The sequence below is a fragment of the Micromonospora sp. NPDC049048 genome, from assembly GCF_043197615.1.
Taxonomy (GTDB): domain Bacteria; phylum Actinomycetota; class Actinomycetes; order Mycobacteriales; family Micromonosporaceae; genus Micromonospora.
Genome location: NZ_JBICTM010000021.1, coordinates 1 through 12,562, shown reverse-complemented (window position 1 = coordinate 12,562; position 12,562 = coordinate 1). Strand labels below are relative to the sequence as shown.

9 protein-coding genes are annotated in these 12,562 nt (G+C 66.8%); 1 reads left to right on the top strand and 8 read right to left on the bottom strand.

Features of this window, described 5'->3' with window-relative positions:
• Window positions 1-413 precede the first annotated feature (413 nt).
• The gene (locus ACGFIG_RS30595; RefSeq protein ID WP_393008834.1) at window positions 414-845 is read left to right on the top strand and encodes a hypothetical protein; all 432 of its coding nucleotides are present in this window, start codon (window positions 414-416) and stop codon (window positions 843-845) included.
• Between the two features lie 9 nt (window positions 846-854).
• On the opposite strand, the gene ACGFIG_RS30590 is transcribed toward ACGFIG_RS30595, so the two are convergent.
• The 8 genes from ACGFIG_RS30590 to ACGFIG_RS30555 form a co-directional block, all read right to left on the bottom strand.
• Entirely contained in the window at window positions 855-3,605 is a 2,751-nt protein-coding gene (locus tag ACGFIG_RS30590; RefSeq protein WP_393008832.1) for an ATP-dependent helicase, read from the bottom strand.
• Between the two features lie 590 nt (window positions 3,606-4,195).
• The gene (locus ACGFIG_RS30585) at window positions 4,196-5,233 is read right to left on the bottom strand and encodes a tyrosine-type recombinase/integrase (RefSeq protein WP_393008830.1); all 1,038 of its coding nucleotides are present in this window, start codon (window positions 5,231-5,233) and stop codon (window positions 4,196-4,198) included.
• Between the two features lie 684 nt (window positions 5,234-5,917).
• Window positions 5,918-6,385: a hypothetical protein gene (locus ACGFIG_RS30580; protein WP_393008828.1), complete on the bottom strand. Its 468-nt coding sequence runs from the start codon at window positions 6,383-6,385 to the stop codon at window positions 5,918-5,920.
• On the bottom strand, window positions 6,346-7,569 hold the full coding sequence (locus ACGFIG_RS30575; protein WP_393008826.1) for a nitric oxide synthase oxygenase: 1,224 nt from the start codon (window positions 7,567-7,569) through the stop codon (window positions 6,346-6,348). The genes ACGFIG_RS30580 and ACGFIG_RS30575 overlap by 40 nt, the downstream gene beginning before the upstream one ends.
• Window positions 7,570-7,608: 39 nt before the next feature.
• Window positions 7,609-8,838 carry a tryptophan 2,3-dioxygenase family protein gene (locus ACGFIG_RS30570; protein ID WP_393008824.1) on the bottom strand — a complete coding sequence of 410 codons (1,230 nt, stop codon included), beginning with the start codon at window positions 8,836-8,838 and terminating at the stop codon, window positions 7,609-7,611.
• On the bottom strand, window positions 8,835-9,992 hold the full coding sequence (locus tag ACGFIG_RS30565; protein WP_393008822.1) for an aminotransferase class V-fold PLP-dependent enzyme: 1,158 nt from the start codon (window positions 9,990-9,992) through the stop codon (window positions 8,835-8,837). The genes ACGFIG_RS30570 and ACGFIG_RS30565 overlap by 4 nt, the downstream gene beginning before the upstream one ends.
• Entirely contained in the window at window positions 9,989-10,711 is a 723-nt protein-coding gene (locus ACGFIG_RS30560; RefSeq protein WP_393008820.1) for a tryptophan 2,3-dioxygenase family protein, read from the bottom strand. The genes ACGFIG_RS30565 and ACGFIG_RS30560 overlap by 4 nt, the downstream gene beginning before the upstream one ends.
• A gap of 87 nt (window positions 10,712-10,798) precedes the next feature.
• Window positions 10,799-11,086, bottom strand: a complete 288-nt coding sequence (locus ACGFIG_RS30555; protein WP_393008818.1) for a hypothetical protein — start codon at window positions 11,084-11,086, stop codon at window positions 10,799-10,801.
• Between the last annotated feature and the right edge of the window lie 1,476 nt (window positions 11,087-12,562).

The following is a 12,562-nucleotide window of genomic DNA, read 5'->3' as shown; positions in this document are numbered from 1 at the left end:
CACACAACCACGAGACTCAGCGGTGGCTGCTCCATGCCCACGGACAAAACCACACCGCCACAGCAGGCCAGAACGGATCTCCTGCTGGAGTACTAACTTTCGACTCACTAGAGCAATACGCATCGCCGTACATTCAGGCCGTTGGGATCCGTGAGGACGTATCCGATGGCACGCCTAAGCGAGTGGGCATCACCGTCGGCCCGCAGTATGGAACGGTTGGGCCGTCCTTCATCAAGGATGCTGCCCGAGAGGCGAACCGCACGCGGGACGTCGACCTACTCTGTGTCCTCGCCTTCGCTTTCGACCCGGCCGTGCTGGGCACTGCAGACGACGACTACGTGACCTCTGAGGAAGGCTTCGCCAACGTCGCCGCAGAGCGGAGGCTTGGACGTGTACCTGTTCTACTGGTGCGGATGAACGCCGACTTGGTCATGGGTGAGGAGCTGAAGAAGACCGGAGCGGGCAACCTGTTCACGGTTTTCGGCGAGCCGGACATCGAGATCAAGCGGGAGGACGACGAGCTACGGGTGCTGCTGCACGGTGTCGACGTCTACGACCCCAACACCGGGGAGCTGCGCAGCAACAACACCGATCAGATCGCGCTATGGATGATCGACACCGCCTACAACGGCGAGTCGTTCTTTGTGCGGCACTGCTACTTCACCGGCGGGCAGGACCCGTACAAGCGGTTGAAGGTGGCGCTCAAGGCGGACATCGACCGGGACGCCTGGGACAGCCTCTACGGCACCGAGTCACGGCCGTTCGCCCGGCCGGACACGGGCAAGATCGCGGTGAAGGTGATCAACGACTACGGCGACGAGGTGATGAAGGTCTTCAGCGTCTGACGGTTGCGCTCATCGGGCGGAGCCGCAGATCGTCCGTACCTCGCAGCGGCGGCAGCGGGGACCGGGGTTGGGCTTGTAGTCGCGCGCCCTGACGCGCCCGGCGGCCTCGGTCACCGCTGCCTCTGCCCGCTGCACCGCCCCTGCATTTACCAGGACTGGGAGGCGGGCGGAAGCCTTGAGGTCATGCACGTACGCTGCACGCACGTCGAGGCCTTCTCGTCGCGCAGCGTCGGCGTAGACCTGCAGCTGCAGCGCGTGCTCAGCTTCGCCGGCCGAGGTAGAGGTTTTGTAGTCGACGATCGCGAGGGCGTTGGTTATGCCACCTTCCTTGTCGAGGATTACATCGGCTCGGCCAGCGACGGTGATTCCGTCGAGGTGTAGCTCGAAGGGGCGCTCCGTCTCCCAGACGCGGTACAGGTCCGCTTCGTGCTGTGTCGCGTACGCGAGGACCAGCCGGCGTGCGGCGTCCCGGAGCTGGCGGTGTGCGGCTTTGTTGGCGGTGGGCAGGAAGAAGCTGGCATTCAGGATCTCGTCGATCTGGGTCACGTTCGGCACCCGGCCGCTGGCCTTCGTGGCCTCAGCGACCGCGCGCATGACGTGGTGTACGGCCTTGCCGTAACCGAGCTCCGTAGCCAGACGCGGCTGGAAGCCGATCAGCTCCCGTAGCCGGAACGCCTGACCACAGTCCATGAACGCGGCCAGCTGGCTGTACGTCATCGAGATCGGCTCGTCGCCGCCGTGCCCGCTGCTCTCTATGGGTGGGAAGGCAACGTTCTCCGGCTTCACCTCGACCTGCCCAATCTCTTGGTGGTACGGGCTCCGCGCCACCCGACGCGTCGTCACGCGCTCATGGCGCGAAACCGAGAGCCAGTCTCGAGCGCGGGTCATCGCGACGTAGAAGAGGCGCCGCTCGTCAGCATCCGATCCCTCGTAGCGGGCAGCGTCGAATCGATCCCGCGGGACGAGCCATGGCTGGGGCTGACCGGTTCGGCTGGAGGGGAATCGACTGGCAGTCATCGACGGTACGAACACCACCGGCCATTCCAGGCCCTTCGCGCGATGCACGGTCGTCAGGTCGACCGCGTCCAGAGCGAAGTCCGCCTCCCCGTCGAAGCCTTCGTAGGCGCCCTGCGCGTAGTTGACGATGTGCAGCGCAAGGTTCCGGTAGTACCAGATGCCGCGGTCCTGACCGCCGAGCTGCTCGGTGGGCGCATCGGGGTCCGGACGGGCCCGGCGCCTGACCGACTCGTAGTCCGCGAGCAGGGACGTGAAGCGTGCCAGGGTGCCGAGGCGGTTGATGGTCATCTCGTCGGTTAGGTCCCAGGATCGAACCTGCAACTCGAGGAACAGCTCGTACAGCTCGCCGACCAGGTTCGCGGTGCGGTTGGTACGCGGTACTGCAGCCTTCCACTCCCGAAGGAGTCGAACGACCTGGCGCTGATCAAGCTTCGATAGGTTGAAGACCCGCTCGTACTCGTCGAATAGGTCCGCGTCCGCGACCGGCTGGCTCGTGCCGAAGGTGCCACGCCACTCGGTATCGGCGAGCCAGACGAAGGTGCGGCCGAGAACTCTCGCTTCCGGCTGATCGAAGAGCCCCGATCGGCCACCGGGTTGCACCGGAATGCCGAAGGTCGCGAACTGCTCTACCAGCCGCGGGTACGCGGCCCTGCTCCGGACGAGCACAGCTATATCTCTCAGCGCGACACCGTCATCGACCAGGTCGAGGATGTAGCTGACAATCCAGCCGGCCTCCTCCGTCTCCGTCTCGGCCGTCCACACCACTACCTCCGGCTGAGGGCTGTCGGCGGAGGGTCGGTGGGCCAGCATCTGCTTGTCGAGGCGCTCGGGGATCGTCTCGGCGAAGCGGTTGGCCACGCCGATGATTTGGGGGCGACTGCGCCGGTTCACGGTGATCTCGAAGGTTGCCACGTCGGGGTAGCGATGCGGAAACGTCACGATGTTGGAGACGTCGGAGCCACGCCACTGGTAGATGGCTTGCTGGTCGTCGCCGACGACGCACAGCTCCACCTGCGGGCCGGTCAGCAGCTCGATGAGCCGCTCCTGTGCCGGGTTGACGTCCTGATACTCGTCGACGATCAGGTGGCGCAGGGTCACATGGATGTCTGCTGCAAACGCCGGGCGCTCCAGCTCCCGCACGGCGCGTACGACTTGCTGGCCGTAGGTCAGCAGCCGGTAACGGTCGAGGGTCTCGTAGTAGTTGTGGAGGACAGACTTGACCGGCTCGGGCAGAGAATCAATGTCGATCAGCTCATTCTCGACCACGTCGACCGCCTTGAGGAACGCGGCGATCGACGCGAAGAGCCGGTTACCGGGATCGAGCTGGCGCAGCTCGAGTCGGTTCGCCTCCCGCGACAGAAAGGCGGTGAGCTGGTTGTCATCGAGCACGTCGTACGTCTCGTATCGAGGCACCCGCTGCTGCAGTAGGCGGAAGCAGAAAGCGTGGATCGTGCCAACGAACAGACCGTTCAAGCGGTCGAGAGCTACCTTCCCCAGGCGTTCCTCAACCCGCTGAACGATGCGGTTCTTCAGCTCCTCGGCGGCCCGCGCCGTGAAGGTGAACGCCACGATCGCTTCTGGAGGTACACCCTCGGCCAAGATGTCGACGACGCGTTGAGACACAACTTCCGTCTTGCCGGCACCAGCGGAGGCGATGATCTGAAGGTGACTGCCTCGGTGGCGTACGGCTTCCAGGGCCGGACCCGTCAGCTGCGGAAATCCGCTCCCAGCTCGCTTTGACACGACGGCTCCTGTCCGTTGGCTGGCTACGCGTCGCCAGCGGCGAGGTACACAGGGACTACCGGTAGCGACGCCGTGTGGCCTTGAGATCGTTAGAGAGGAGCGATCGAATCCTGAGGGCCAACTCGCGGGCTACGCCGGACTGCCAGCGACGGCGTCGATGGTGCTGGTCACCAGCTTCCACAGAGTTCAGACGGTCGTTGACCAGAGCAATCGCGTGCCGTCAGCCACCAGCCCCACCGCCTTCATCCCGTACTCGCCAGCGGTAGCGAGATCACCGGCCAGGATACTCGCCGTGGGCAACCGACATCGTCTTGAAGATGAAGACCGACGGTCCCGCGGGCGGCGTAGCCCAACCGGCTGGTGGAAGTGCTCGCCGGCGCGGGCCCGTCGACGTCATCGAGCATGGACCGCGGCGGGTGTCGGGCCCCCAGGTCGTGTCGGCGACACCTCGGCGAGGATCTGGGCGCTTACCCCGCCCACGACCACCACCCGTTGGCATCAGAACGGCTCGGTGAGTCGTAGTTGACGGCTCAACGCGCCCGGGCCCGTGCACAACCGAGATGAGTTGGATTCACCGAAGCACCCGGACCTTACTCCTCGGAAAGGAGCGGATGCGGCTCGCCCGACAGCGCAGACAACGCCCGAGCAACGTCGTAAATATCTGCCTTCACGTAGGTACTTGTCACGCCGGCATCCGAACGACCGGTATGGCCGGCATACGCCCGAGCGATGGCGTATCCAAAATTCCGTTCAACCCAGGTCAACGTGGTATGCCGCAGCCAGTGTGTAGAAACCTGCTGGGCTTGGATCCAAGGCAGGCGACGCCCCAGTCGCTGCCAGAGATGATCGTAGCGACGGCTCGTCAATGGAGCGCCCGACCGGTATCTGAGCAGTTGCGTACCGCCACCGATCTTCCCACGCTCTTCGTAGTGCCGGACAAGCATACGCAGCATAGAAGGGGAGACGGGCTGCCAGCGAACTGTCCCGCCCTTCTCGCTGAGCCGGATGCAGCAATTATCGAGGTCCAAGTCCGCTCGGTCCAGGCCCAGTGCTCCACCCCGCCGGCAGGCTGTTTCGATGTGAAGTCGCAGGATGAGGGAGTCTAGGTGCGGATCATTTCCCGTACGCCCTGCGAGTTCCACTATCCGCGCAAGCTGACGCTCCGCTAGAGCGTGTCGATTGCTCGGCAGCCTTCGGGGCTTTGCCACTCGTCGAGCTGGATCTTCTGCCTCGGCAATCAAGCCGTCGGCAACCGCGAATGCATAGAGGCAGCGAAGGGCAGAGACCGTGTGCTCAGCCGCTGAGCGACCGCCGCGTGAGTTGCTACGGACGACTGCACTCGCGCGGATCTGCTCTACAAGCGCCGAGATTTCGGATGGTGTTGGGTCGTTCAGTTTGCGCTCGCCCCAGCACTGCTCGATTCGCTTCCAGTAGCTTTCGTAGAGTCGGCGGGAGCCTGGAGCAACGGCCACCGACACGCGCTGGATGTAGTCACGAAAGGTCGGGATTCCCGGCGGTTCGCCGATTGCCGACGGTCCACGCAACCCTTCATCGGGAATCCGCGCAAGAATCGACCGCAGGGCGGCTACCTCTTGGTTGGTTAATCCATTCGGCAACGGCCCGGTCATGTAACACCACCTGAGCCACTGTCAATGCAAGCCGCGAGCGCAGATTCCACAAGATCCATGGTGTAAAGGATGACCACTCCTTCTTTCCTCCGCGCCACTGCTAAGAGTCGTACGCCTGTGGACAGTTCGGCCGAAAGCCTGATAGGAGAGAGTACGCGGAGGTGGCCCTGTGCTGTAACCAGACAGGTCCCGTCCTCGCCGCGCTGGATTATGACGAAGCCCTCCCCCACTTTGCCGTTCAGCGAATCGTCCGGGCTCCACCCCATTGCGCGAACCGGGGTTCGATCCGCAAGCCGCCCTCGCGCATCCATGGCGGTGAGGCAGTATTGCCAATGGCAGCCTTTCGCGGGCCTACGTCTTTGAGGAGCATGGAGACCGATAGCTGACAGCAAAGATGGTGGCGGGGGCGGCCGCCTCGCGTCCTCGCCACCTCCGGATGCCGCATTCGCACGCATCATCGCCCTGACTCCCCGCACACCTAGATCACTGAATCTGGTTCTCGGCGACATCAGCTGCCAAATTGCTGATTCGAGGAGGTCACATCCCCTGAGCATCCTAGGATGTAGGTGACCTGCTCGGGAATCGAGCTCTCAGGTCTCATCGCATCGATGCAGCACGCTTCCTTTGAGCGACTACTGGCGGTGGGAGCTTGGGGCCCGCGCAAGCGCGGACCCCAAGCTCGGCTTACCAGTCGCCGACGGCAGTGAATCCGTAGTACTTGCCCAGGTCGATGCGGACCCAGACGTAGAACTTGGTGCCGTCCTTGACGTTGGTGGCGAGGTTGCGCCACTGGCCGACGGGCACGTGCGTCCAATAGTTGCAGGTGGCGCGCCCGTAGAAGTTGATGCAGGCGTCGAACGGGCCGTAGTCCTTGCCGTTGCCGGTGTTGCGGACCTGGATGTCCTTGCACTGGCTGGTTGTGCGGTAGTAGCTGGGATATTTGGGGTAGCTGATGATCTCCACGCCGTTGTACTGCATGAAGGCGTCGGCGGCGCCGAACTTGGCGCTGTAGGGCGCGGCGCGGCAGCCGGCGGCCTGGGCGGGCCCGCCGGAGACGCCGACGAGACCGGCGGTGACGGCTGCCAGAGTGACAGCTGTCGCGGCCAGGCGGGTCAGTCGCCGGTGTGCCTTGGTGGGTGTGCGTGTGGACACGTGTCCTCCCTTGCTTGGTTGGGTGTGGCGGCAGCGGCCGGGGGGACGTCGGCGCGCTGACGCGGTGAGGGTTCATGGCCGGGCCTGCGACGGCCGGCGGTGAGGGCGAGGCAGTACGGGTCCGGAAGAAGAGCCGGAGTGGGTTGGCCGGTGTTGTAGTAGCGGCTCCAGGAGGGGTCCTGGGGCGTCATCGGGTAGGAGTTGAGCCAGCTCCAGTCACCAACCACGACGCGGCCGGCTGCTTCCTCGTGCTGCACGAAGCGGGCGAAGGCCCGGCTTTCGCGGTGGTGGTCGGTGATGGACACGCCAGCGGATTCAAAGCTGTGCAGCACGGCTTCGTGCAGGGTGAGCAGGGCTTTGTCAGCGCGCAGGCGGTCGCGGTCGTCGAGGCCCAGGCCGGCGATGATGGCGGGGAGTTGGTGGTAGCGGTGTTCGTCGGCGAGGTTGCGGGTGGCGATCTCGGAGGCCATGAAGGTGCCGCTAAACGGGGCGGGGAACCGCAGGCCACCGAAGTGGAGCGCCATGTTGCTGATGACGGGTACCGCGGGCCAGCGCAGTCCGAGATCAGCGATCCACGGGTAGTCGGGGTGGCGGATCGGCACCTCGAGGATGTGCGCTGGGTCTGTGGGCAGCATGTGCAGCACCCCGTCGGCGGTGGCGGCGATCCAGGGCAGGAGGTCGAACGGGCCTCGCCGAGTGGGTCCTGACCAGCCGAGGTCGGTGGCCAGGCTGGTCAAGGCCAGGTTGGCGGGGTCACCGAGGACGCCATCTCTGCTGTGCCAGGCCGCGTAGCGGGCCAACTGCGGGCTGATGATGCGCGCCGGTGGCGGGCCGGTGTGTGTGGCGGGTGCGAGGACGGTGATAACGGAGCGGACCCGTCCGCCGTTGGTGGTCTCGTCGAGGTGAGCGGCCAGTTCTCGCCGCACCTCTTGCAGATTGGTGATGTGGCGGCGGTCGCGAACGATGAGGCTCGGCCAGCGCAGCCTGCCGATGCAGCGGCCGGAGTTGCGCCAGGCCACCCGCGCCGCGTAGGCCAGCTCGTCGTAGGTCGGCCGCCACGTCCCGTTCGCGCGGATCTCGACGCGCACTTCTCGCCAGCGGCGCGCGAGGCCGGGCATTCCTAACTCGGTGTGCCGTTGGCGGAGGAAGGCGTGGGCTTGGGTTGGCAGCTGATCGTGGGGCATGTCCGCTCGTCGGCGCACGGTCGATGGCGCAGTCATCGGTCACCGCTCCTCAGGATCGTGGGCGTCGCGGTTGCGGAAGACGTGCTGGTCGCGGCCGTGGAGGAGGTAGGGGGTTCCGGGCGTGGCGCCGGTGCCTGGTCGTTCGGTGCCGAGCATTCGCACGGCGAGGCGGTAGTGGGTGCGCCGCCATTGGCGCACGGCGGCGGCGAACTGCCGCATCCCGTCGGCCAGAATGGGCGTTTGCGCGAGAGCCTGATGGTCGGCACGGATGGCGTCCAGGGCGTCGTCGAGACTGCGCTGTCCGTTGCTCACGCGGGCGTACACGTCGGGCACGGACACGTACGCCACCGAATGGAGACGCTGCGGGTCGGGTGTGCGGCACAGCGATTCGACCAGCTTGTAGGCGCGGGACTGGATGGCGCTTGCCCCATCGGTGTAGACGCGGAAGGCGTGGAACGCCTCCGGTTGCATGGTGGCCAGCAGCGACCACAGCGGTGCGGTCTCGCCCAGGAGCGACGCCGCAAAGGATAGGCGCGTGCCGGCCGCAGGTAGACGTTCTTCGTTCACGGCGGTGATGGCCGCGGTGAGGTCCACGGCGAGCAGTGCGAGGGTGGACTCAAAGGCTTGCAGGACCCGGATAAACAGGTACTCGTCGTGGACACGCTCGACCGGCAGCATCGTGGTCCGCAGCATCAGCCGGTCAGCTGCGGTGCGATCGATTGCGGCCAGCGCGGTCAGGCTGCGGGCCAGCGTCATCGGATCGTCGGCGGCAGGGATTGCGAAGCTGAGTCGACGCAGTGCGGGAGCAGCGGCACGCACCGCGTGTCGCACCCGTTTCCTCACCACGAGCGCGTCGGGACGCATCTGGGGCAGCGGCGCCCCGGTGCTGTCGAGGGCGCGCAGCTCGAAGGAGATGAGGTCGGTCAGGAGCAAGGTGTGCAGGTGGTCGCGGCGGGCCAGCAGCTGGTCTGCTGGTTCGGCGTTGCTGTCAGGGTCGGGTATGGGTAGGAGGGGCAGGGCGAGGTAGGTGCGGTAGTCGTACCTGCCGTCGACCTTGTCGAGGGCGACGGCCAGGAAGTCGGCCAGGTATGCGCGCGGCCCGGACACCTCGGGCAGGCGCTCACGGGCCGAGCGCAGCGACGTGGTCCACGCCTCGGGGATGAAGTGCTTGCCGAAGTAGAGGTAGGCGTCGACGACAGTGTCGTAGGGGAAGCGGTGTGTGGTGGGCCGTCGGTGGGCCAGCCAGCGGTGCAGCGGCTCGGGATTCATCGGGCCGCTCCAGGGCGGGTGCGGCTGCGGCACCGGTACGCGGCGATCGTCTCGCATACGGCGTCGATGTCTTCGTTCGTGGTGTAGGCGTGCATGGCCAGGCGCAGGACACTGCTACGGGGCGCGGCGATGACGCCGTGGTGCCCGAGCCAGACGGCCATCGCCTCCGCGTGTGGCTCGACGAGCGCCAGGTGGGCGCCTTGCGCGTCGACGTTGGTGGCCAGGCGCACGAGTTCGCCCTGGGCGGCCAGCCGCTGTGCGGCCATGGCGATCAGCCGCTGGGTGTGGTGGCGTACCTGCCGCAGGTCGAGGTCACCGATCAGGGACAGGCCGGCGACGGCGGCGTAGACGGCGGCTGCGGCGGGGGTGCCGGTCTCGTAGCGCCGGGCGTGCGGTGGCGAGTCCAGGACGTTGGTGCGGAAGGCGTGGGGGTCGGTGCGGCCGAGCCAGCCGGTGAGCGCCGGCGGCGGACCGCCCGGATGCCGGACGTAAAGGAACGCCAGGCCGGGCAGTCCGAGCAGATATTTGCCGGTGCCGGTGACGAGGTAGTCGCAGCGCAGGGCGTCGACGTCGAGGGGGATGACGCCGGCGGCCTGGTAGGCGTCGACGAATACGGCAGCACCGGTGTCGTGCGCGGCATCGGCGATGCGTGCGACGTCGAGGCGGGTGGCGTCGCGGTAGGTGACGGCGGGCACCGACACCAGCGCGGTACGGGGTGTGATCGCCGATAGGTAGTCGCCGGTGTGCACCGCCCCGTCCGGTGTGCCACACCAGCGCACCCGAGCTCCGCGTTGGGCCATCCAGGTATGTGCGATACCCGGGAATTCGGCGGGGGTGGTGAGGATTTCCCGGCGTCGTCGCCACCGGCGGCCGGCTGCCGCCTGGTGCGCGGCGATGCTGGCGTTGGGCAGGATCGCGACCTGGTCGGCGTCGGCGCCGATGAGTCGTGCGAACAGCTGGCGGGCCTGGGCGACCTGCTCTTCGCATGCTTGCCAGAAGCCGGGCCGAGAGAGGTCGTTGAGCATCCGGGCGACCGCTTGTTCCAGGTCGAGGGTGCGGGGTGCGATGCTGCACGCGGCCAGGTGGGCGCTGCCGGATGGCGTGGCCAACCGCTGCCGGAGCAGCGCGGGCCGGGCCAGTGCCGCGGCGGTCACGGCTGTACCTGCCGGGGACAGGCCACGCGCGAGAACGCTTCGGTGAGTTCGCTGCGGGCTTCCCACAGCGTCGGGAACCGGCGGTGGGCGATGAGCTTGGTGAGGCTGTCGACCGGGGTGCGGCGCGTGCCGAGCACGCCCTGACCGATGACGCGGGTGGCGACGCTGTAGTGCTCGGTGCGCCACAGCGCGATCCGTTCGTCCAGCTCCACCAGCGCCTCGGCGAGCCGGTACAGCGGGTCCGACGGCTGTCCCCGATACAGGTCGACGGGAGTAAGGCGCAGCGAGGACAGCAGCCGGGCGAACGCGATGTCCAGCTCCGTGGTCGCTTCGCGGAGAAGCCGCCACCCGGGGCTTTCGAACCCTGACCCGTTGCCGAGGGCGGTCCGGATGATGGCGAACTGCGCCGGTGGCAGTGACCGCAGGACGCGCAGATGCTCGGTGATCAGCCGCAAGGCTTCCGCGGCCCGACGGAGGATGAGTTCGGCCGCGGACGGTTGATCTGCGGTCATGTGCGCGAGCGCCCTGGCGAGATGTGAGCGGGTGAGCTTGAGCCACAGTTCGCTGCTCTGGTGCACGACTTGGAACAACAGTTCGTCAGGGTGTACCCACTCCCCCGGTCCCTTCTGCAGGGACAGCAGGTCGTCGGTGCGCATGTAGCGGGCGTAGTCGGTGTCGCCCGCTCCTGGTAACACAGCGGGTAAAGGTGTCGTTGGCACAGGAAGTCTCCAAGGACGGTCGGACCGATGCGCAGGCGAGGCGTTGTCGGTATCGGCGTTCCGGCGGATCACGCCGCGGCAGCCTGGTCAGGTGCGCAGGGTGGCCAGGGTTGAGGTCGCTACAGCCGTCAGCCGGGCAGGCAGGTCGCCGGGCAGCGCAGCCCCGAGGCGCAGCGGTGCGGCCGCGATCGTCAGGTAGAGGTTCGCATCGTAGGTGACCACGTTGAAGCCGGTCGACTCGTCCGTGTAGGTGTAGGCGGCGCCGCCGACGCCGGTCAGATCGTTGACCGGACCGCTGCCCTGCTGCGCCTGCCGCATGCCCTCATACATCAGGCGGGCCGAGTCAGGCTCCACGATGTCGACGTGCACCGTCATCACGACACCGTTGGGTAGGCGCCCCACCGTGGCGGTGCACGCCAGGTTGGCGGTGCTGCCGCTCGTGCGGGAGGTGTCCTGGCGGCTCCCTACCGGCCCGATGATGTCGGCGACGGCGCGGAGGTCCAGCTTGGGGCATAGCGCGTCAATCGGGCGATAGAGGGTCGCGGTCGAGGGTGGTACGGCTGACGTCGCCGAGGCCCCCGCTATGGCGGTGGAGGTCGCGTCGGAAGCAGGCGAAGACTCAGCGCCGCCGGTACAGCCGGACACCGCCAGCGCCACTGCGGCGAGGCCCCACGTTGCGGCCGCAACGCGAAGTGTCAAGCCATAGGGAATCGCCCGCCGGCGACTACGCGACTGACAGTCGAAGGGAAGAGGCGACAAAGTCATTTGACGCACCTATCCGGGGGTGCGAGCTTGCAGCCCGCGCAGATGATGTCGCGGGCTCCGGGCGCAGACCCGCTCCCCCGTTGTGAGGTCTGCGCCAACAACGCGATCAATTCAGCACACGCCCAACCGGAGTGTCTACGTTTCCGGCCACCACTAGTCGCTTTCACCAGTCCACTCACTGCACCATCTAGGCACGGCTGAACTGGGAGTATGTCCACCGGAATGCAATCCTCCAGCACGCATCACGCTGGTAGCGGAAACAGCAAGAAGCTACGGTTCCTCCCGCACGGCACGGCGGAGCGTCGCGCCGTCCGTCAAGGCCGAGTTCAACACTTCGAACGGGGAGGAAATCACTCGTGCATTTTGGATCGATTAAAACGTGGAACGCCCTGGCAATATCGGCGGCCAGCGCAGCTGTCGGCCTGATGGTCGCAGCCCCACCCGCACTCGCCGATGCCACTCCCACTCCGGACGCGGCTGCGACGAAGGCCGCGACCGCGGAGGCGACCAGCGCCGGCGCGAACCCGCCCGTGCCGGATCCCACCGCGACGCCGGAGCCCGATCCCACCGGCCCGGGGCCGGATCCAGAACCCACCACACCTCCGGGCCCTGAGCCCTCCACGCCACCGCTCCCTGAACCGAGCAAATCGCCGACGGCCCCGCCCCCGCTCAAGCCCTCGCGGCCGTCCAGCAGCGTCTCGAACACGTCCACCCCGACGTCCGACGCCGCCGTTGCCACTGGCAGTGCCGATCAAGAACCAGGGCTGCCCGTAACGGGGGCGCGCGTCGCAACCATCACGGCGGTCGGATCCGGGGCAGTCCTCATCGGCGTCGGTCTGGTCGTTGCTGGCCGTCGACGCAAGATCGGCTGACGCTCACGACACAGGCAGGGAGGGCAACTGTGACGAGGCAGCGCCCCGACCAGGCGATCTGGCCCATCGGCCACGGCGACGTGCCGGCGAGGGCGCCTGGCCGGGCGCCTGCCGTCACTCCTGAGGTTCCCCCGGTAGCTCGGAGGCTTTCGATCATGCTCTGATGGAGCTGAAGGGAGTCATCCGTGGCAGCACCGAAGAAGTATCCCGATGA